This window comes from Yimella sp. RIT 621 (assembly GCF_004146205.1).
GTDB lineage: Bacteria > Actinomycetota > Actinomycetes > Actinomycetales > Dermatophilaceae > Yimella > Yimella lutea.
In genome coordinates, this window is the sequence record NZ_SEIP01000004.1 from 24,468 (window position 1) to 45,428 (window position 20,961).

A 20,961-nucleotide genomic window follows, 5' to 3' on the forward strand; every position below is an offset into this window, starting at 1 on the left:
AGCCGAGTTCAACACAGAGCCTCTTCGAGGCAGAACCCCGATCGATCGTCAGATCGAGATTGACGAGGGGGAAGGAACCTTCGTGACTGAAACCACCGAGTCGGCGACGACGGCAGCTGCCGCGTCGGGCTCTCGCGGATCCCTGGGCACGCTGAAGCTGGACGAGTTGAAGCGACTCGCTGGCTCGATGGGGATCAGCGGCACTTCCAAGATGCGCAAGAGCGACCTGCTCGCGGCGATCCAGAGCCGCGGCGGATCCTCGGACGGTGCCTCCGCGCCGGCTGAGCGAGCTCCGTGGGCCGCCAAGGCGCGGGCCGGGGCACCGCAGCAGGCCGAGGTGCCGGCTGCACAGCCCGCGGCTGAGCCGAAGCTCGAGTCCGCGCGCGAAGATCGCACCGAGCAGGGCCGCGACGACCGCTCCGGTCAGCAGGTCGACCAGCAGGTCGACCAGCAGGTCGACCAGCAGGGCGACCAGCAGGGTGAGCGCCGCAACCGGCGTGCCCGGGCGCCCCGCCAGGGCGTGGACGAGCAGGCCCCGCAGCAGGGTGCTGACCACGACTCCAAGCGCGACACCAGGTACGACAGCGAGCAGAACACTGCGGGTCAGTCGGATCGTCGCCAGGACCGTGATGACAACCGCTCTGACGATCGTTCGGACAACCGCGGTGACGACAACCGTGGCGAGAGCCGTGGGGACAACCGGGGTGGCGGCCAGAACCGCGACAACAACCGCGACAACCGCCAGGATGGCGACCGCGACCGCAACCAGGGCGGCAACAACCAGGACGGTGGCAACCGCAACCAGCGCGGAAACCAGGACCGTAACCAGGACCGTAACCAGGGCGGCAACGACCGCCGCGGTAACCAGAACAACAACCAGAACCAGCAGGGCGGCAACCAGTCGAACCAGCAGTCCAACCAGCAGTCGAACCAGCAGGGCCAGGGTGGCGGCGGCAACCGCGACGACTGGGACGACCGTGGCGGCAACCGCCGCCGTCAGCGCGGACGTGACCGCAAGCGCGGCCGCAACCGCGCCGAGGAGTTCGGCGACGTCGACACCCAGGTGCGCGAGGACGACGTCCTGGTGCCGGTAGCCGGCATTCTGGACGTGCTCGACAACTACGCGTTCGTGCGCACCAGCGGTTACCTGCCGGGGCCGAACGACGTGTACGTGCCGCTCGGCATGGTCAAGAAGAACAACCTGCGCAAGGGCGACGCCGTCGTCGGTGCGGTGCGTGCGCTGCGCGAGGGCGAGCAGATTCCGGCTCGTCAGAAGTTCAACGCGCTCGTGCGTCTGGACTCCGTCAACGGGATGACCTCCGAGCAGGCCGGCCAGCGTGTCGAGTTCGGCAAGCTGACTCCGCTGTACCCGCAGGAACGCCTGCGCCTGGAGACCACGCAGAATCAGCTCACCACCCGCATCATCGACCTCGTCGCGCCGATCGGTAAGGGCCAGCGTGGCCTGATCGTCGCTCCGGCGAAGGCCGGTAAGACGATGGTGATGCAGTCGCTGGCGAACGCGATCAGCACCAACAATCCCGAGTGCCACCTGATGGTCGTCCTGGTCGACGAGCGTCCGGAGGAAGTCACCGACATGCAGCGTGCGGTGAAGGGTGAGGTCATCGCCTCCACCTTCGACCGCCCGGCCGATGACCACACGACCGTCGCCGAGCTCGCCATCGAGCGGGCGAAGCGTCTGGTCGAGCTCGGTCATGACGTCGTCGTGCTGCTCGACTCGATCACCAAGCTGGGCCGTGCCTACAACCTGGCGGCACCCGCGTCCGGACGCATCATGTCCGGTGGTGTCGACTCCGCGGCGCTCTACCCGCCGAAGAAGTTCTTCGGTGCCGCGCGCAACATCGAGGACGGCGGCTCGCTGACCATCCTCGCCACCGCGCTGGTGGAGACCGGCTCGAGGATGGACGAGGTCATCTTCGAGGAGTTCAAGGGCACCGGCAACATGGAGCTCAAGCTCGACCGTCAGCTGGCCAACCGCCGCATTTTCCCGGCGGTCGACATCAACAACTCCGGCACGCGCCGCGAGGAGATCCTCCTCGGCCAGGACGAACTGAAGATCATGTGGAAATTGCGTCGTGTGCTGGCCGCACTCGACCAGCAGCAGGGCATCGAACTGCTGCTCGACCGGCTGAAGAAGACCAAGAGCAATGTCGAGTTCCTGATGCAGGTGCAGCAGACCTCGTCCATCAAGCTCGACGACGAGGACTGAGGCTTTTCAGCTCAGCGCCGAAAAAGCCCGGCCACTCCCATGGGGTGGCCGGGCTTCTTCGCGAAAGTCCGCAGAACTCGCGAGTCGACGGCGAGTTCTGCGGACTTCCGGGATGAACTAGCTGATCTCGACGTCGGCCGCCTGCACGAACGCGACGCGGTGTCCGAGGTTCACCTGGTAGTACTTCGTGCGGCCCACGGTGTTGACGTGGTCGTCGGGGGTCTCCAACGAGAACGTCTTCGCCTTGTAGTAGTCGGTCGGCACCGAGTCGTCGGACAGCACGTAGGTCTGCCCGGCCTTCATCGTGTAGATGAGCGGTGAGATCGGCTGCGCCTCAGCGGGATTCGCGTAGGCACTGGCCTCCGGGTAAGCCGATCCGTAGACCGGTGCGGTGGCACCCTTCGGTGTCACCGTGCGTCCGCCCTTGACCACGCGCGCAGTGGGCGCGTCGGCCGGGTTGTGGAACCACGCGATCGCGCCGAGGTACCAGACCGCGGTCCAGTCGCCACGCACCTCGGCGACCGCGTACTCGGTGCCGGCGGCCGCGCGGGCGCCGATGTCCGAGACCTGCGTGGTCGACGGGCTCGCTTTCAGGCCGGGGTCGACGACCAGAGGCGCGGACGCGTCCGGGGCCGACCGCAACGGCACGAAGTTGGTGCCGTGGTCGGTGCCCTCGACGCAGACGCCGCTGCAGCCCTGCACGACCTGCACGTTGTCCTCGAACCCGGGCAGGATGCGGACGACGTCCCCGCTCTTCGGTGCGCGTCCCACGGTGCCCTTGGACAGCGGTGCACCCATGAGTTCGAAGTAACGCTCCCAGTCCCAGAAGGGGCCCGGATCCCAGTGCATGCCGCGGATCCGAGAGGTTGTCAGAGCGGGCACCTGGTCGTGACCGATGATGTGTGCGCGGTCCATCGGGATGCCGTAGGTGCGGCACACGTGCCGGGTGAGCCGGGCGCTGCGGCGATACATGACCTCGGAGTACCAGTTGTAGCCCTGGGCGGCGAAGCCCTCGTGCTCCAGCCCGACCGAGTGCATGTTCATGTACCAGTTGCCGGCGTGCCAGCCGATGTCCTTGGTCTGCAGGTGCTGGGCGATGTGACCGTCGGACGAACGGATCAAGTAGTTCCACGCCATGTACGTCGGGTCGGTGACCAGCTTGATGCCGACTTCGTAACTGCACTCGGTGTCGTGAATGACGACATGCGTGAGCTCCGGCGAGCGCGGTCGGAACGCCAGGTCGTGGTTGCCGTAGTCGACCTCGGTCGGTCCGTACAGCTCGTACGGCGCCGGCACCCATTCGACGCCGAGACCGTTCGGAGCGTCGACCGGACCGGTGGGGCGTCGCCCGGACTTGGCGCGGGCAACCACCCGGTCACGGCCCTTGCCGGGGGAGCCGACGGGCTGAGCGCCCACCGAGTAGCGGGTACGCCCGTCGCTCACCGACATACCGGACCGCAGATCGGCCAGGACGTCGTCGGCGTACTGCACCTGTGCGGCGGGGGTACTCAGGCCGCTCGTCGTGGCGACGGCTTCGTACCAGGACGAGGGATCGGTGGATGCACCGACGACGCCACCGTTCGCGCGCTGGCGTGCGGCGAGCAGCGCTGCAGCGGCACGGATGTTGCTCGCGGCGTCCGTGCGGAGCGTGTCGGCGGAGATGCCGGACGCTGCGGCCGCGGCGCCCAAGGTGTCGATCGCGGCGCTGTCGTCCTTGCCCTCGGCGGCGCGCTGCTGCGCGACCGCCGCGCCGTCGACCAGATGCATGGGGCCGTATCCGAGGCTGCGGCTGGGGCGTCCGGCGTGGTCGGACCAGCGGGTCTGTCCGTAGCTGATCGCCGCGAGGAGGGCCGGCGGAACGGCGAACTCGCGGCCGGCATCGGCGAAGACGGAGGTCTCGTCGACGGCGAGTGCCTTCGGCATGGCAGCGATGGCGCCTGCGACGACGGTGGCGGACAGGAACGAACGGCGGGAGAGGGATGACATGGATCCTCCAGGGCGGGGGTGGGGAAGTGCTCACCATGGCACCGCGTTGGTCAAGGGAGGGTAAAACTTCCAACTTGTCCCAGTACGTGGCGAAATCAAGCCCCCGCCTGGGCTTCGGGAATGAACACCACGAGTCCGACGTTTTGGAGGAGGTCCGCCTACTCTGGCAGACTTGTCCCTTGGCCCCGGTTCACGTCGCGCATCCCGCCCGACGACCCGGGAAACAGCCTGAAGACTTAGGAGAAGCCGTGAAGAAGAACCTTCACCCGAACTACGCCGAGACCACGGTCACCTGCACCTGCGGCAACACGTTCACCACCCGCAGCACCGCCGAGTCCGGCCGCATCAGCGCCGAAGTGTGCTCCAACTGCCACCCGTTCTACACCGGTAAGCAGAAGATCCTCGACACCGGTGGTCGCGTGGCCCGCTTCCAGCAGCGCTACGGCAACAAGTCCAAGTAGCTTCTTCGATTCGCCGGTTCCGTCCTTCGACGGAACCGGCGTTTCGCGTTTCACCCCATCCCCGAAGCACTCCGAGAGCACCTGAAGCTAGGACGCACATGCTGGATTCCGCCGCGGCGATCGTCGCCGAGCACGCCGAACTCGAACGTCGCATGACCGATCCCGAGGTGCTGGCCGACCCGGTCCTGATGCGCAAGGTCAACAAGCGGTACGCCGCCCTTGGGCCGACCGTCGCCGCCGTCAATGCATGGCAGGCCGCGCAGGACGACCTGGAGACGGCCCAGGAACTCGCCGCCGACGACGCCGGTTTCGCCGAGGAACTACCCGCTCTGACCCAGCAGGTCGAACGCTCGGAGGCCAAGCTGCGCACGTTGCTGCTGCCGCGCGACGAGGACGACGACCGCGATGTCATCCTCGAGGTCAAGGCCGGGGCGGGCGGCGCCGAGGCCGCATTGTTCGCGGCCGATCTGGTGCGGATGTACCTGCGCTATGCCGAACAGGCCGGCTGGCGAGCGTCGGTCACCGACGGCACCGAGTCCGATCTCGGCGGGTACACCGACGTGCGGCTGCAGATCCAGGCGAAGGGCGTCATGGAGCCGGGTACGGCGCCATGGGCGCGCCTGAAGTACGAGGGCGGTGTGCACCGTGTCCAGCGTGTGCCGGCCACCGAGTCGCAGGGACGCATCCACACCTCGGCCGTGGGGGTCCTGGTGATGCCCGATCTGGACGAGGGTGACGACGACGAGATCGTCTTCGGTCCGAATGACCTGAAGATCGACGTCTACCGCAGCTCCGGTCCCGGTGGTCAGTCGGTCAACACCACGGACTCCGCGGTCCGCATCACCCACCTGCCGACCGGTGTCGTCGTGTCCTGCCAGAACGAGAAATCGCAGTTGCAGAACAAGGAGTCCGCGATGCGCGTGCTCAAGGCTCGGCTGCGCCAGCTGGAGCAGGAGAAGAAGGACGCCGAGGCATCCGCGGCCCGCAAGTCCCAGGTACGCAACATGGATCGTTCGGAGCGGATCCGCACCTACAACTACCCCGAGAATCGCATCGCCGACCACCGCACCGGGTACAAGTCGTACAACCTCGACTCCGTGCTCGACGGAGATCTCGCCGCGGTGATCGACTCCGCGGTCCAGGCCGACGAAGCGGCACGGATGGCCGCCGTGGCTGCGGGCAGCAGCGAGTGAGCGAACTGCGGTCGATCCTGCGCGCCGCCGCAGAACGCTTGGCCGGCAGCGGAATTGCGTCGCCGAGTGCTGACGCGTGCCTGCTGCTGGAGCATGCATGGGGCAAGACCGGCGAGCAACTTCGTCGAGCTGCACTGATGGGCGACGTGCTCCCCGACGAGGTGGCGACTCGCTACGAAGCGCTCGTCGACGAAAGGGCGGCGCGTGTGCCCTTGCAGCACCTCACCGGTCGAGCTCATTTCCGCCACCTCGAACTCCGTGTCGGGCCAGGGGTTTTCGTGCCGCGTCCGGAGACGGAGCTCATCGTCGACCTCGGACTGGCCCACGCGCCGCACGGCGGAGTTCTGGTCGACCTGTGCACCGGCGCCGCGCCGATCCCGCTCGCGGTCAAGCAGGAACGCCCCGACCTGTCGGTGCACGCGATCGAGCTCTCCGAGCACGCGTACGCATGGGCCGCCGCGAACCGGGACCGGCTCGCGCTCGATGTGGAGATCGTGAACGGCCCTGCCCAACACGCCTTTCCGGACCTGCTCGGCCAGGTGGACGTGGTGCTCAGCAACCCGCCGTACATCCCGGTGGGGATGGTGCCGATCGATCCCGAAGTGCGTGATCACGACCCGGAGATCGCACTGTACGGCGGCAGCCACGACGGGCTGCGCATCCCCTTGGAAGTGGCGGATCGCGCCTTCGATCTGTTGCGTCCCGGTGGCGTCCTGATCATGGAACATGCTGAGACACAGGGTGACTCGCTGCCAGGGGCGCTGAGTCGCAGAGGCTGGGTCGAGACAAGGGACGAGGCCGACCTCACCGGTCGGCCCCGTTTCGCGATGGCCCGTCGGCCCGCGTGAACCTCAGCGACCGTCCAGCGGACGGTCGGTCACCACGTTGCGTTCGACGACGGTGGTCTTGCGGCGGCGGGTCGCCAGCAGTGAAGGCACCAGCAGCACGCCGGCGGCCAACAGGATCCATCCGAGGGTCTCGGGTGCGAGGTTGTTGGCGATGCTGTCCGGCAGCGCAACCGCACCGGTGATGAAAATGACGCCGGCGACGGCGACGATGACGCCGAGAACGACGCCCATGACAACTCCTTGGTGCGGGGCGCCGATCGAGGCCCGGACATGCCGAAATGTTGTGACTCGCTGGGCGGAAACGATTTGCGGCGCAGCGAGTTCGGCGAGCGTCCGCCGGGCGGCGTCAGTCGCCGATGGGGACGATCTGTGCTCCCGTGAGATCGGCGACGATGTCGCTCGCCTGATTCGGGGTGAGGATCGCGCCCTTCAGCGCACGCAGCCGGTCGAGATCGCACTCACCGAGGCGAGCGCCCCGAAGGTCGGCGTCGCTCAGGTTCGCTGCGTGCAGATCGGCCTCGGTGAGGTCGCACTCGTCGAACACGGACGCGTGCAGATCCGCGCTGCGCAGGACAGCCTCGGTGAACCGGCAGCCGGTGAGGTCGGCGTTGGCCAGCACGGCACCGATGAGGTTGGCGGCGAAGAGGTTGGAGCGGCGGATCTCGAACCCCAGCCCACGCGTGCGTTCCATCGAGACACCGGTCATCCGGCAACCCGTGAAGATCACCCCACCCAGCGCAGCCCCGTCCAACAACGCGCCGTCGAGCGCGCACTCGTCGAACGTGACCTCGGTCAGATCGAGGTCGCGCAGGTTGGCACCGCTCAGGTCGCAACGCACCAGCGCAACCGGCTCACGAGCTTGGTCCAGGATCCGTTCGAGCTCGGTGCGATCCAGCGGGCGGTCGGCGATCTCCATGGTGCAACCTTCCCATCTCACCCCGACAGGCAAATGGGTTGCATCGGAGGATGGTGGCAACCAGGCTGGCAATCATGGAGATTCGCGAACTGAACACCGACGATCGTGCCGAGATCCGCGCGTGGCACGACGTGCTGTTCGAGGGTTACACCGGCGGTCGTCCACCGGTCTGGTGGTCGGGGATCCACGAGGCGTTCTACAGGTTCGAGAACCCGTCCACGTACTCCGACCGGATCGCGTTGGTCGGGCTGGTCGACGGCGAGATCGTCGCTGCTGCGGACGCCACACTCCCGAACCGGGAGAACACCGACTCCGCGTCCATCGAGCTGGCCGTACAGGGCGACCGCACCGGCCGTGGGCACGGGCGAGCGCTCGCGGAGGATCTGCGGAACCGGTTGGTCGAGCGCGGTCGGACGACGGTCGACACCGAGGTGTACGGACTGCCCGGGCAGGACTTCTCCGAGACTCGCGGCGGCCGGTTCGCCGCGGCGCACGGACTCGAGGTCGCGAACGTCGAGACCAGATACCTGCTCGAACTCCCGGTCGCCTCGATGGACGCTCCGCTCGACGCACCGCTCGACACGGACGTCGAGATCGTGGGGTGGGTCGGTCCGTGTCCGCTGCAGTACGAGGCGCAGTTGCTCCTGCTGCAGCAGCAGATGGAGCAGGACGTGCCGCGCGGCGAGCTCAGTCGCCGACCACTCGACCTCGACCTCGAACGGCAACGTGACAGTCAGCGGCGTTTGGCCGAGCGCGGTTGGACATCGGTCACCGCGCTCGCGATGGTGAACGGCGAATCGGCCGGTTACACAGAGGTATTGGTGCAGGACAGGGATCGAGTCATGGTGCAGGAGGACACGCTCGTCCTGCCCGCACACCGCGGACGACGGATCGGGCAGGCGCTCAAGGCCGACAACCTGCGCCGACTCGACGGGGTACGCGACGGTCGCACGATGCTGCAGACCTTCATCGCCGACTCCAACGTGGCGATGCGCGCCACCAACGCGAAGTTCGGTTTCGAAGCGGCCGACGTGCTGTACGAGTGCGAAGGACGGATCTGAGCGTTACCGCCGGGTTGCGGCCACGGTGTGAGCCGTGACTCACCCGGGGCCTACGATCGCAGTCATGCCGGGAACCTTCGACGTCACACAGTGCTGCGACGACGAACGTGCCTGGCTCTCCTGGGCGATCCGTCAGGTGGAGGCCGATGCCAACCGTTCCGCGGACACCCACCTCATCCCGTTGCACATGCCCCACGGGTTCGGTGTCGACATCTACCTCAAGGACGAGTCGACCCACCCCACCGGAAGCCTCAAGCATCGTCTGGCCCGCAGCCTGTTCATGTACGCCTTGTGCAACGGCTGGATCCGTCAGGGGTCCGTGGTGGTCGAGGCGAGCAGCGGGTCGACCGCGGTCAGTGAGGCGTACTTCGCCCGTCTGCTCGGTCTGCCGTTCATCGCGGTGATGCCGCGCATGACCAGTCGGCGCAAAATCGAACTCATCGAGCGGTACGGCGGCACCTGCGACTTCGTCGACACCGGCGCGCAGGTGTACGAGCGCGCTCAGCAGATCGCCGACGAGACCGGCGGTCACTATCTGGATCAGTTCACGTACGCCGAGCGAGCCACCGACTGGCGAGGCAACAACAACATCGCCGAGTCGATCTTCGACCAGATGGAGCGCGAGCCCCATCCCGTCCCCAGTTGGATCGTGGTCGGTGCCGGCACCGGCGGCACGAGCGCGACGATAGGTCGCTACCTGCGCTACCAGGGGCACGACACCAAGCTGTGCGTCGTCGACCCCGAGAACTCCGTCTTCTTCGACGGCTGGGTCGACCACGACGCCGGCCGCACGATCTGCGGCGGGTCACGCATCGAGGGCATCGGACGCCCGCGCACCGAACCATCGTTCGCGCCGGGCGTGGTCGACCGGATGATCAAGGTGCCGGACGCTGCGTCCATCGCGGCCGTGCACCTGTTGCGTGAGCACACCGGACTGTTCGCCGGCGGCTCGACGGGCACCAACCTCGTCGGCACGCTGCGACTGGCCTGCGAGATGCAGGCGCGCGGGGAGAGGGGCAGCATCGTCACCCTGCTGTGTGACGGCGGCGGTCGCTACGAACAGACCTACTACGACTCGACCTGGTTGCGGGACAACGGGATCGACATGGATGCCTACCGGGAGAAGCTCATCGGTGCGTTCCGTCGCGGGGAGTGGGCAGACCTGGATGCGGTCGTCGCCGCAGATGCGGGAGACTCGTCCGGAACGAGTCCGACCCCGTCAAGGAGTGTGCAGTGAGTCCGGTCTTCGACCTCGCCACCGAGCAGGGCCGCAGCGAAGGCATCGCGGCAGCTGTCGAGGCGGCCCGCCTGGGCCAGTGCGTCGTGCTGCCGACCGACACCGTCTACGGCATCGGCACGGACGCGTTCAGTGCGTCCGGCGTCGACGCGTTGCTGAACGCCAAGGGACGCGGACGCGAGATGCCTCCGCCGGTGCTGATCGCCGACCCGGCCGCGGTCGACGGCCTCGCCACCGCCGTGCCGTCGTACGCACGCCGGCTGATCGAAGCCTTCTGGCCCGGCGGACTCACGCTCGTCTTGCGTGCCCAGCCGTCCCTCGCCTGGGACCTCGGTGACACCAACGGCACTGTGGCACTTCGAATCCCGGACGACGAGTTCGCCAAGGAACTTCTTTCGCAGGTAGGGCCGATGGCCGTCAGCTCCGCCAATCGCACCGGTCAGCCGACGATCACCACCATCACCGAGGCCGGGTTCGCGTTCGGCCCGTCCGTCGAGGTCTACCTGGACGCGGGCCTGCGCGAGGGCGGCACACCGTCGACGATTCTCGACTGCACCAAGGCCGACCCCGAGTTGCTGCGCGAAGGAGCGATCAGCGCGGAGCAGTTGCGCGAGGTGCTCGGTTCGGTCGAGCTGGTCGACCCGAACGCCGGCTTCAGCGAGGAGCCCGACCCGTCGGTCGATCCCGAGACCGGCGAGCGCATGCCGGAGCACACCGACGACCGTCCGGTCGACCTCGCCAAGCACGACGACGACGCAGAACGTGAGCAACCCGAAGATCTCCGAGAACTCCCTGACGACCGTCCGCAAGACCCGACCACGAGGTGAATACACAGATGACCACGCCCTTCTACGGCTCCGACTACGACTCGCTCGAACAGTTCGACCCCGAGATCGCCGACGTGCTGGTGGCCGAGGTCGACCGCATCCGCAGCGGCCTGCAGTTGATCGCCAGTGAGAACCTCTCCAGCCCGGCCGTCATCACGGCGCTGGGATCGACGCTCACCAACAAGTACGCCGAGGGATACCCCGGACGTCGCTACTACGGTGGCTGCTCGGTGGTCGACCGCGCCGAGAACCTCGCGATCGAGCGTGCCAAGGAGCTGTTCGGGGCCGAGCACGCGAACGTGCAGCCGCACTCCGGTGCGAGCGCCAACCAGGCCGTCTACGGGGCGTTCATGCAGCCGGGCGACACGATCCTGGGTATGGCGCTGCCGATGGGTGGCCACCTGACCCACGGCACCAAGGTCAGCTTCTCCGGCAAGTGGTTCAACGCCGTCCACTACGGCGTCGACAAGGAGACCGAGGACATCGACTACGCCGAGGTCGAGCGCCTCGCCATGGAACACAAGCCGAAGGTCATCCTGGCCGGCGGCTCCGCGATCCCGCGGTTGATCGACTTCGAGTTCTTCCGGGGACTCGCCGATGAGATCGGTGCGATCTTCTGGGTCGACGCCGCGCACTTCATCGGACTGGTCGCCGGTAAGGCGATCCCGAGCCCGGTGCCCTACGCCGACGTCGTCACCTTCACCACGCACAAGGTGCTGCGTGGGCCGCGCTCCGGTGCGCTGGTCTGCAAGGAGGAGCACGCGAAGGCACTCGACAAGGCCGTGTTCCCGATGATGCAGGGCGGCCCGCAGATGCACACGATCGCGGCGAAGGCGGTCAACTTCAAGGAGTGCGCGACCCCGGAGTACGCGCAGTACGCGAAGGACGTCATCGCCAACGCCCAGCAACTGGCGACCTCGTTGGGGGAGAAGGGCATTCGCCCGACCACCGGGGGCACCGACACCCACCTGTCGCTGCACGACCTGCAGGGTGTGGGCGTCACCGGAGCCGACGCCGAGAAGCGTGCCGACGCAGCCGGCATCGTGCTCAACAAGAACGCGATCCCGTTCGACCCGCAGAAGCCGAACATCGCGTCCGGCATCCGCGTCGGCACGCCGTCGGTCACCACGCAGGGCATGGGTGTGGAGGAGATGAAGGTCATCGCCGAGCTCATCCACAAGGCGATCACCGAGGGCGACGGCAACCCCGAGAGCGCGATCTCCGAAGAGGTGCGCGGCGGCGTCGAGGACCTCTGCAAGCGATTCCCGGCTTACCCTCGTAGCTGAGCATTTCGGGCAGCCCCGCCGGTCGTGCGGGGCTGTCTGCACGACGACCGAGAGAAGTTCGCTGACCGACCGTGCGTGAATATCTGCTGATCTGTGTGGTCGCCGCGGCCATCACGTTCCTGGCGACCCCGGCGATCCGGTGGGCGGCAGTTCGTTTCGGTGCGGTCACCCCGGTGCGGGGCCGCGACGTGCACTCGATCCCGGTGCCCAGGCTGGGCGGTGTGGCCATGCTCGTCGGCTTCCTCGCCGCGGCCGCGGTTGCGTCCCAGTTGCCATATCTGTCAGGGCTTTACGATGAAGGCGAACTGTTCGGCGTGCTCCTCGGCGCGGTGCTCATCACCGCGCTCGGGGCGGTCGATGACTTCATCGAGATCGACGCGATCACCAAGTTCGCCGGGCAGATGATCGCCGCGGGGGTGATGGCGTTCGCCGGCATCCAGCTCTATCTCGTGCCGTACGGCGGCGCGCAGACGATCCTGCCGCAGCCGGTGATGCTCGCCCTCACGATCTTCGTGGTCATCGCGACGACGAACGCGGTGAACTTCGCCGACGGCCTGGACGGACTCGCTGCAGGGATGGTCGCGATCGCGGCAGCCGCCTTCTTCATCTGGGCCTATTCATCCCTGCCGCCGGAACTCAATGTGGAGTCGGTGTTCTCCACCTCGGCGTTCCTGTCGGCGGCCGTGGTCGGGTGCTGCCTGGGCTTCCTGCCGCACAACTTCCACCCGGCGAAGCTGTTCATGGGTGACGCGGGCGCGCTGTTGCTGGGTCTGCTGCTCGCGGCCGCCACGATCTCCTTCACCGGCAATTTCGACCCGAGCATCGCGCCGCAGCGCAGTTCGGCACTGGTGGCCTTCTGGCTACCGATCGCGTTGCCGTTGTCGATCCTCGCGGTGCCGATCCTGGACGTCCTGCTCGCCATCCGCCGCCGCGGGTTGAAGTTCTGGAAGCCGGACGCCAAGCACCTGCACCACAAGATGCTCGGCATCGGTCACCCACACCGGCAGGCAGTGCTGCTGTTCTACGCGTGGTCGATGGTGGTGAGCGGGGGAGCGTTGCTGTTCGCGTTCGTGCGGGCCAAGTACGCCGCAGTGTTCCTGGTCGTCGGCCTGCTCGTGTGCCTGGCGCTCACCCTGGGGCTGCCGAAATTGGGCCGTAGGAGGTCCTTGTGATAACTTTCACAAGCACCTGGACCACCCGATGCGATGCCGCCTACCCGGCGACGATTCCGCGGCACGCCAGAGTTTCTGACCCCCGCCACCACCAGTTCTGAGGGCCGAGCAATGACCGCGAAGCGAGTGCGCGCTGCGAACAGCAGCCCCGCGTCCGCAGACCGTTCTGCCGTCCCGATGATGTTCCGCGGGGGAGTCCTCGCAGCTGCCGCCCTGCTCCCTTTCGCAGCCGTGGTCGGCTACCTCGCGCGAGGCGTCGAGGGCCTGCTCGGAGCGAGCGCGGGTGTCGCCGTCAGCGCATTGATCTTCCTCATGGGTTACGTCGGCATCCGCTGGGTGCTGGAGTCACTGCACCCGAACTCCTCGATGGCCGGCGCGCTCGGCATCTACTGCCTCCAGGTCAGCCTGATGTTCCCCGCGCTGCTGTTCCTGACCAACGTGCCTGCACTCGACTCGCGCAGCGTGGCGCTCGGCGCTCTCGTGGCCGCGCTGGTCTGGCTCGGGGGACAACTGTGGGGCTTCATGCGCTCGCGCACACCGATGTTCGATGTCGCGCTTCCGGGAGCGAGCCGATGAGTTCCTCCCGTATCACACGTCCGACCCATGCGAAATCCGATCAGCTCGCGTCCAACGTCACCGCGATCCTGATTTCCGGGCCGTTGCTCTATACCGCCCTGGGATGGTTCGCCGACCGCTGGCTCGACACGAAGCCGTGGTTGACGCTGCTCGGACTGCTGCTGGGGATGGCCCTGTCGATGTACCTGGTGTGGATCCGATACGGTAACCCCGGTAACAGTCCGGGTGACGCCGACAGCTCCGCAGCCCCCAAGACCCCTGAAGGTAACGCGTGATGCATCGGCCGACGGTTGTGCCCCGAAATCTTCTTGAGCCCCTGACCACCACCGTGAACGAGGAGAACGCGTGAGCCTCACCGCGCTGAGCGTGCCGACAGCTGTGTCGGCCGAAGGCGGATTCCCCCCGAAGCCCGAGGACTTCTGGCAGCCGCTGGTCAAGTTCGGCACCGTCGACCTGGGCGGATACGAGTTCACCCTCGCCATCACCCGTCCGATGATCGTGATGCTGGTGGCGACCGCACTGCTGCTCTGGTGGCTGCTGGCCACCACCCGTAAGGCGTCCGTCGTCCCGGGTAAGGGGCAGTACCTGACCGAGCAGGTCTACCACGCGATCCGCGGCGGGGTCGCCGAGGACTCGATCGGCTCCAAGGACTTCATGCGGTTCGTCCCGCTGCTGTTCAGCCTGTTCGTCTTCATCCTGCTGAACAACTGGATGGGCATCATCCCGCCGTTCCAGAACCCCACGATGGCCCGCGTCGGCTTCCCGATCGCGCTGACGCTGTTCGTCTACGTCGTCTACCACTACGTCGGCATCAAGAAGCACGGCGGATTCGGCAAGTACATCAAGTGGATGATCCCGCCGGGCGTTCCGGGCTGGCTGCTTCCGCTGATCGTGCCGCTGGAGCTGCTCACGTTCTTCATCACCCGCCCGGTGACGCTCTCCCTGCGTCTGTTCGGCAACATGTTCGCCGGGCACATGCTGCTCGTGGTGTTCATCCTCGGCGGCTGGGAACTGTTCAACCAGGATGCGATCGGGCTGAAGTTCGTCGCGATCCCCGCCTGGATCATGGCAGCGATCATGACCGCGTTCGAGGCCCTGGTGCAGTTCCTGCAGGCGTACGTCTTCGTCCTTCTGGCCGCCTCGTACATCGGTGGCGCCCTCGCGGACGACCACTGATCAACAACTGAACACAAACCCCACAATCGCCCAGAGCGAACAGTTCGTTCTGGTCCATCCCACACAATGTGAGAGGCACTACCCAAAATGACTGGTGAACTCAGCGGAAACCTCAGCACCATCGGCTACGGCCTGGCCGCCATCGGCCCGGCGATCGCCATCGGTCTGATCTTCGCCGCCTACATCTCCGGCGTTGCCCGTAACCCGGAGAGCGGCAACCTGCTGCGCCCGATCGCCATCCTCGGCTTCGCGCTGGCTGAGGCCCTTGCCATCTTCGGTCTGGTCCTCTTCTTCCTGTAAGACCCGCGCAGGACGGGCGGACTGATCAACGCCGCCATGTCCTGGTGATACCGAGGAGCACAACGTGATCAATTCCAGCGCAGCGGCTCAGGCCGCGGCCCTGCTGGCGGAGGGTGCAGACCCCGAGCACAGCCAGGCGCCGATCCTGCCGCACATTCCTGAGCTGGTCTTCGGCCTCATCGTCTTCGGTCTGTTCCTGTGGATCGTCAAGACGAAGGTCGTGCCGAAGCTGGAGCAGGCCCACGCCGAGCGCACCGCCGCCATCGAAGGCGGTATGGAGCAGGCGCAGGAGGCTCAGAAGCAGGCCGAGGCTGCCAAGGCGCAGTACGAAGCACAGCTGAGCCACGCCCGGGACGAGGCCGCGAAGATCCGTGAGGACGCGCGTGCCCAGGGTGCACAGATCGTCGCGGACATGCGCGAGCAGGCGAACGCCGAGGCAGCTCGCATCGTCGACTCCGCCAAGAAGCAGACCGAGGCCGACCGCCAGCAGGCAGCCGTCTCGCTGCGGTCCGACATCGGCGCGCTGTCGACGACGCTTGCCAGCAAGATCGTCGGAGAGTCGCTGGAGGACGAGGCGCGTCAGCGCGGCATCGTCGACCGGTTCCTCGCCGAGCTCGAGTCCGGTGACGTGAAGCCGACGAAGATCGGTTCCGAGGCAGGCAACTGATGCAGGGAGCCTCCCGGAGCGCACTCGCCCACGTCCGGTCCGAGCTCGGACGCCGACTCAGCGAGGGAGCGGACGCGGCCGACACGTCGCGCGAGCTCTTCGCCGCCGTCGACGTGCTGGACGGCAATGCCGGCTTGCGCCGGGCCCTCACCGACTCGACGCATGACGCGTCCAGCCGCGCCGGGCTGGTCGACACGGTGTTCGGCGGCAAGGTCGGCGACCCGGTTCTGGCTCTGCTGCGCGAGGTCTCCTCGCAGCGGTGGACCAAGGACCGAGATGCCTCCGACGCCGTCGAGGAACTCGCCGTCGCATCGGCCTTCGCCGCCGCCGACCGTCGTGGCCGGATCGACGAGGTCGAGGAGCAGCTGTTCCGCTTCGAGCGCACCGTCGCCGGTAGTGCGGACCTGCGTGACGCCTTCATGGACCGGCAGCGTGCCGGCGCCGACAAGGCCTCGCTGGTGCACGCACTGCTCGATGGCAAGGCCGAGCCGGAGACCGCGTTCCTCGCAGCCCGTGGTGCCGAGCACCCGCGCGGCCGCCGGTACGAGCGCGTGCTGGAGGACTACCTGCGCGTCGCCGCGTCGGTGCGTCAGCAGCTCACCGCGATCGTCACCGTGGCCACACCGCTCACCCCCGAGCAGCGCGACCGGTTGGCTCGTGCCCTGCACAACCTCTACGGGCGCGAGGTCATGACCAACGTCGTCGTCGACCCCGAGGTCGTCGGAGGCGTCCGCGTCCAGGTCGGTGACGAGGTCATCGACGGCACCATCCTGAGCCGACTGGAGAACGTCCGCCGCGACATGGCGGGCTGACCGCAGCTCGGTACCACCTCGAACCACCTGACAGCTTGACCCGCGGGCCACGGCCCATATGAAGGAGAAGATGATGACGGAGCTCTCCATCCGTCCGGAAGACATTCGGGCTGCTCTGGACGGTTATGTCCAGTCCTACGAGCCGGGCGCGGCTTCGCGCGACGAGGTCGGCCGCGTCACCGACGCCGCCGATGGCATCGCCCACGTCGAGGGCCTGCCGACCTGCATGACCAACGAGCTGCTGCAGTTCGAGGACGGCACGCTGGGCATCGCCCTGAACCTCGACGTCCACGAGATCGGTGTCGTCGTCCTCGGTGAGTTCGGTGGCATCGAAGAGGGCCAGGAAGTCAAGCGCACGGGCGAGGTCCTCTCGGTTCCCGTCGGTGACGCCTACCTCGGTCGCGTCGTCGACCCGATGGGCACCCCGATCGACGGCCTCGGCGAGATCAAGACCGACGAGCGTCGTGAGCTGGAGCTGCAGGCTCCCAACGTCGTCTCGCGTAAGTCGGTGCACGAGCCGCTGATGACCGGCATCAAGGCGATCGACTCGATGACCCCGATCGGCCGTGGCCAGCGCCAGCTGATCATCGGCGACCGCAAGACCGGCAAGACCGCGATCGCCACCGACACGATCATCAACCAGAAGGAGTACTGGGAGACCGGCGACCCGGAGAAGCAGGTCCGCTGCATCTACGTCGCCATCGGCCAGAAGAACTCCACCGTCGCCGAGGTGCGCACCACCCTCGAGGAGGCGGGCGCTCTGGAGTACACGACGATCGTCAACGCTCCCGCGGGTGACCCGGCCGGCTTCAAGTACCTGGCCCCGTTCACCGGTTCGGCCATCGGTCAGCACTGGATGTACCAGGGCAAGCACGTCCTCATCGTCTTCGACGACCTGACCAAGCAGGCCGACGCCTACCGCGCGATGTCGCTGCTGCTGCGCCGCCCGCCGGGCCGTGAGGCCTACCCGGGCGATGTGTTCTACCTGCACAGCCGTCTGCTCGAGCGTTGCGCGAAGCTGTCCGACGAGCTCGGTGCCGGTTCGATGACCGGTCTGCCGATCATCGAGACCAAGGGTGGCGACGTCTCGGCGTTCATTCCGACCAATGTCATCTCGATCACAGACGGTCAGATCTTCCTGCAGTCCGACCTGTTCAACTCCAACCAGCGTCCGGCCGTCGACGTCGGTATCTCCGTCTCCCGAGTCGGTGGTGCCGCGATGACCAAGGCCATGAAGGGTGTGACGGGTTCGATCAAGGTCGACCTGGCGCAGTTCCGCGAGATGCAGGCCTTCGCCATGTTCGCCTCGGACCTCGACGCCGCGTCGCGTCGTCAGCTGGCCCGTGGTGAGCGTCTGATGGCGATGTTCAAGCAGCCGCAGAACTCCCCGTACTCCCTCGAGGAGCAGGTCGCCTCCATCTGGGCCGGTACCACCGGACAGCTGGACGAGGTGCCGACCGAGGACGTCGCCCGTTTCGAGTCCGACTGGCTGGACTACCTGCGGCGCAACCACGGCGACTTCCTGTCGAGCGTCCGGGAGACCACCAAGCTCGACGACGACGGCAAGAAGACGCTCGAGAACGCCATGGCCGACTTCAAGAAGGAGTTCCGCTCCACGCCCGATCACGGCGGTGAGGGCTCGGAGCGCTTCGACGAGCTGACCGAGGACCAGATCAACCAGCAGCAGATCGTGAAGCAGAAGCGCTGACGCGCTTGCTCACGACCTACTGACGGTTCGACAGCGACAAGGAAGGAACGCCTATGGGAGCGCAGATGCGGGTCTACCGCCAGCGCATCCGGTCGGTCCAGGCCACCAAGAAGATCACGCGCGCGATGGAGCTCATCGCTGCATCCCGGGTGGTCAAGGCCCGGCAGGCAGTCGAGCGGTCGACGCCCTACGCGACCGCCCTCACCCGCGCCGTTTCGGCTCTCGCGACCTACTCGGACGTCGAGCACGTGCTCACGACCGAGCGCGAGCAGCCTAAGCGCGCGGCCGTGCTGATCCTCACCAGCGACCGCGGTCTGGCCGGGTCGTACTCGGTCAACGCGATCAAGCGCAGCCAGGAGCTCATCGAGCACCTGCGCGGCGAGGGCATGGAGGTCGTGCCCTTCCTGGTCGGTCGCAAGGCGGTGAGCTACTACAAGTTCCGCCGGCGTGAATTCGCTGCGGAGTGGAGCGGCTTCACCGACAGCCCGACCCCGGACGTGGCCCGCGAGATCGGTCAGCGCCTGACCGAGGAGTTCGTCAAGGGCTCCGAGGACGGCGGCGTCGATGAGGTGCACGTGGTCTACACCCGCTTCAAGAGCATGGTGGTCCAGGAACCGTTGGCGCTTCGCCTGCTGCCGTTGGAGGTCGTCGAGGGCGAGGTCGACGCCGACGCCGACGGTAAGCCCGACGACCTGCTGCCGCTCTACGAGTTCGAGCCGGACGCGTCCGGCGTGCTGGATGCGCTCCTGCCGAAGTACGTGGAGTCGCGGATCTTCAACGCGATGTTGCAGGCGGCTGCGTCCGAGCTGGCCGCGCGTCAGCGCGCGATGAAGTCGGCCACGGACAACGCCGAGGAACTCATCAAGACCTACACCCGACTGGCCAACCAGGCACGTCAGGCCGAAATCACCCAAGAGATCAGCGAGATCGTTGGTGGCGCCAGCGCACTCGCCGACGCCAGCTGATGACGAGAAGGAAAAATCAATGAGCACCATTACTACCGAGCACGAGGCCGACCAGGCCCAGCAGCCCGGCGGTGTCGGTCGCATCTCGCGTGTGATCGGCCCGGTCGTCGACGTGGAGTTCAGCGTCGACTCGATGCCCGAGATCTACGCCCTGCTCACGACCCAGGTCGAGCTCGGGGGAGAGACCAAGAACGTCAACCTCGAGGTCGCCCAGCACATCGGCGACAACATGGTTCGTGCGATCTCGCTCCAGCCGACCGACGGCCTCGTCCGCGGTTCGCAGGTGCAGGACACCGGCGGCCCTATCTCGGTTCCGGTCGGCGACGTCACCCTCGGCAAGGTCTTCAACGCCACCGGTGACTGCCTGAACCTCGAAGAGGGCGAAACCCTCGAGGTCAACGAGCGTTGGGGCATCCACCGCAAGGCTCCGGCCTTCGACCAGCTCGAGTCCAAGACCCAGATGTTCCAGACGGGTATCAAGGTCATCGACCTGCTCACCCCGTACGTGCAGGGTGGAAAGATCGGTCTGTTCGGTGGTGCCGGTGTCGGCAAGACCGTTCTGATCCAGGAAATGATCGCCCGTGTGGCCCGTGATCACGGTGGTGTGTCCGTGTTCGCCGGTGTCGGTGAGCGCACCCGTGAGGGTAACGACCTGATGGTCGAGATGGAGGAGGCCGGCGTTCTCGGTCAGACCGCCCTCGTCTTCGGTCAGATGGACGAGCCGCCGGGCACGCGTCTGCGCGTCGCCCTGTCGGCTCTGACCATGGCGGAGTACTTCCGCGATGTGCAGAAGCAGGACGTGCTGCTGTTCATCGACAACATCTTCCGCTTCACCCAGGCCGGTTCCGAGGTCTCCACGCTGCTGGGCCGCATGCCCTCCGCCGTGGGTTACCAGCCGACCCTGGCCGACGAGATGGGTGTGCTCCAGGAGCGCATCACCTCGACGCGTGGTCACTCGATCACCTCGATGCAGGCGATCTACGTGCCGGCCGACGACTACACCGACCCGGCACCGGCGACCACCTTCGCCCACCTCGATGCGACCACCGAGCTCTCGCGTGACATCGCCTCGATGGGTATCTACCCGGCCGTGGATCCGCTGACCTCGACGTCGCGCATCCTCGACCCGCGGTACATCTCGGCGGAGCACTACAACACCGCCGTCCGGATCAAGGGAATCCTGCAGCGCAACAAGGAGCTTCAGGACATCATCGCGATCCTCGGTATCGACGAGCTCTCCGAAGAGGACAAGATCCTCGTCAACCGGGCCCGTCGTATCCAGCGCTTCCTGTCGCAGAACACCTACGTCGCCAAGCAGTTCACCGGCATCGAGGGTTCGACGGTTCCGCTGGAGGACACCATCGAGGCGTTCACCAAGATCGCCGACGGCGACTACGACCACCTCCCGGAGCAGGCATTCTTCATGTGCGGTGGCCTGGACGACGTCGAGAAGAAGGCCAAGGAACTGGAGGGCTGAGTCCTCACAGTTTCGCGAAGCACGCGGCTCCCACCTCGGTGGGGCCGCGTTCTTCGTTCTCGCCGG

21 protein-coding genes are annotated in these 20,961 nt (G+C 66.8%); 18 read left to right on the top strand and 3 right to left on the bottom strand.

Annotated elements, in window-relative coordinates; all coding sequences use genetic code 11:
- Positions 1-82 precede the first annotated feature (82 nt).
- Positions 83-2,227, top strand: a complete 2,145-nt coding sequence (gene rho, locus EU513_RS04810; RefSeq protein ID WP_129624768.1) for a transcription termination factor Rho — start codon at positions 83-85, stop codon at positions 2,225-2,227.
- A gap of 117 nt (positions 2,228-2,344) precedes the next feature.
- Here the strand turns inward: rho and EU513_RS04815 are convergent, their stop codons facing one another.
- Positions 2,345-4,213, bottom strand: a complete 1,869-nt coding sequence (locus tag EU513_RS04815; RefSeq protein ID WP_129624769.1) for an N-acetylmuramoyl-L-alanine amidase — start codon at positions 4,211-4,213, stop codon at positions 2,345-2,347.
- A gap of 248 nt (positions 4,214-4,461) precedes the next feature.
- Here EU513_RS04815 and rpmE point away from each other — a divergent pair, with 248 nt between their 5' ends.
- The 3 genes from rpmE (at position 4,462) to prmC (ending at position 6,715) form a co-directional block, all read left to right on the top strand.
- Positions 4,462-4,674 (top strand): 50S ribosomal protein L31, encoded by a 213-nt coding sequence (rpmE, locus tag EU513_RS04820; RefSeq protein WP_129624770.1) that lies wholly within the window; start codon positions 4,462-4,464, stop codon positions 4,672-4,674.
- Positions 4,675-4,772: 98 nt separating this feature from the next.
- On the top strand, positions 4,773-5,867 hold the full coding sequence (prfA, locus tag EU513_RS04825; protein ID WP_129624771.1) for a peptide chain release factor 1: 1,095 nt from the start codon (positions 4,773-4,775) through the stop codon (positions 5,865-5,867).
- On the top strand, positions 5,864-6,715 hold the full coding sequence (prmC, locus tag EU513_RS04830; protein WP_129624772.1) for a peptide chain release factor N(5)-glutamine methyltransferase: 852 nt from the start codon (positions 5,864-5,866) through the stop codon (positions 6,713-6,715). Before prfA ends, prmC begins: the two co-directional genes overlap by 4 nt.
- Before the next feature lie 3 nt (positions 6,716-6,718).
- Here prmC and EU513_RS04835 read toward each other — a convergent pair whose 3' ends face one another.
- A complete protein-coding gene (locus EU513_RS04835) occupies positions 6,719-6,946 on the bottom strand; it encodes a hypothetical protein (protein WP_129624773.1) in 228 nt (75 codons plus the stop codon).
- Between the two features lie 115 nt (positions 6,947-7,061).
- Entirely contained in the window at positions 7,062-7,631 is a 570-nt protein-coding gene (locus tag EU513_RS04840; RefSeq protein WP_129624774.1) for a pentapeptide repeat-containing protein, read from the bottom strand.
- Between the two features lie 74 nt (positions 7,632-7,705).
- On the opposite strand from EU513_RS04840, the gene EU513_RS04845 reads away from it, so the two are divergent.
- The 14 genes from EU513_RS04845 to atpD all read left to right on the top strand — a co-directional run bounded on the left by EU513_RS04845 (position 7,706) and on the right by atpD (position 20,895).
- On the top strand, positions 7,706-8,692 hold the full coding sequence (locus EU513_RS04845) for a hypothetical protein (RefSeq protein WP_129624775.1): 987 nt from the start codon (positions 7,706-7,708) through the stop codon (positions 8,690-8,692).
- A gap of 64 nt (positions 8,693-8,756) precedes the next feature.
- The gene (locus EU513_RS04850) at positions 8,757-9,929 is read left to right on the top strand and encodes a PLP-dependent cysteine synthase family protein (RefSeq protein ID WP_129624776.1); all 1,173 of its coding nucleotides are present in this window, start codon (positions 8,757-8,759) and stop codon (positions 9,927-9,929) included.
- Positions 9,926-10,756 (top strand): L-threonylcarbamoyladenylate synthase, encoded by an 831-nt coding sequence (locus EU513_RS04855; protein ID WP_129624777.1) that lies wholly within the window; start codon positions 9,926-9,928, stop codon positions 10,754-10,756. Before EU513_RS04850 ends, EU513_RS04855 begins: the two co-directional genes overlap by 4 nt.
- 8 nt (positions 10,757-10,764) lie before the next feature.
- Complete coding sequence (gene glyA / locus EU513_RS04860; RefSeq protein WP_129624778.1) at positions 10,765-12,042, top strand: serine hydroxymethyltransferase; 1,278 nt, start codon at positions 10,765-10,767, stop codon at positions 12,040-12,042.
- Between the two features lie 71 nt (positions 12,043-12,113).
- Positions 12,114-13,214 carry a glycosyltransferase family 4 protein gene (locus EU513_RS04865; protein WP_129624779.1) on the top strand — a complete coding sequence of 367 codons (1,101 nt, stop codon included), beginning with the start codon at positions 12,114-12,116 and terminating at the stop codon, positions 13,212-13,214.
- A gap of 111 nt (positions 13,215-13,325) precedes the next feature.
- Positions 13,326-13,790 carry a hypothetical protein gene (locus EU513_RS04870; protein ID WP_129624780.1) on the top strand — a complete coding sequence of 155 codons (465 nt, stop codon included), beginning with the start codon at positions 13,326-13,328 and terminating at the stop codon, positions 13,788-13,790.
- A complete protein-coding gene (locus tag EU513_RS04875) occupies positions 13,787-14,065 on the top strand; it encodes an AtpZ/AtpI family protein (protein WP_129624781.1) in 279 nt (92 codons plus the stop codon). Before EU513_RS04870 ends, EU513_RS04875 begins: the two co-directional genes overlap by 4 nt.
- A gap of 70 nt (positions 14,066-14,135) precedes the next feature.
- Positions 14,136-14,966 (top strand): F0F1 ATP synthase subunit A, encoded by an 831-nt coding sequence (gene atpB / locus EU513_RS04880; RefSeq protein WP_129624782.1) that lies wholly within the window; start codon positions 14,136-14,138, stop codon positions 14,964-14,966.
- A gap of 87 nt (positions 14,967-15,053) precedes the next feature.
- On the top strand, positions 15,054-15,266 hold the full coding sequence (locus EU513_RS04885; RefSeq protein WP_115923601.1) for an ATP synthase F0 subunit C: 213 nt from the start codon (positions 15,054-15,056) through the stop codon (positions 15,264-15,266).
- 67 nt (positions 15,267-15,333) lie between these two features.
- Positions 15,334-15,933 (top strand): F0F1 ATP synthase subunit B, encoded by a 600-nt coding sequence (locus tag EU513_RS04890; RefSeq protein ID WP_370447343.1) that lies wholly within the window; start codon positions 15,334-15,336, stop codon positions 15,931-15,933.
- Positions 15,933-16,745: a F0F1 ATP synthase subunit delta gene (locus tag EU513_RS04895; protein WP_129624783.1), complete on the top strand. Its 813-nt coding sequence runs from the start codon at positions 15,933-15,935 to the stop codon at positions 16,743-16,745. The genes EU513_RS04890 and EU513_RS04895 overlap by 1 nt, the downstream gene beginning before the upstream one ends.
- Positions 16,746-16,818: 73 nt before the next feature.
- Entirely contained in the window at positions 16,819-18,453 is a 1,635-nt protein-coding gene (gene atpA / locus EU513_RS04900) for a F0F1 ATP synthase subunit alpha (RefSeq protein WP_129624784.1), read from the top strand.
- A gap of 53 nt (positions 18,454-18,506) precedes the next feature.
- Positions 18,507-19,418: a F0F1 ATP synthase subunit gamma gene (locus EU513_RS04905; RefSeq protein ID WP_129624785.1), complete on the top strand. Its 912-nt coding sequence runs from the start codon at positions 18,507-18,509 to the stop codon at positions 19,416-19,418.
- A gap of 19 nt (positions 19,419-19,437) precedes the next feature.
- Positions 19,438-20,895, top strand: a complete 1,458-nt coding sequence (gene atpD / locus EU513_RS04910; RefSeq protein ID WP_129624786.1) for a F0F1 ATP synthase subunit beta — start codon at positions 19,438-19,440, stop codon at positions 20,893-20,895.
- Positions 20,896-20,961 lie beyond the last annotated feature (66 nt).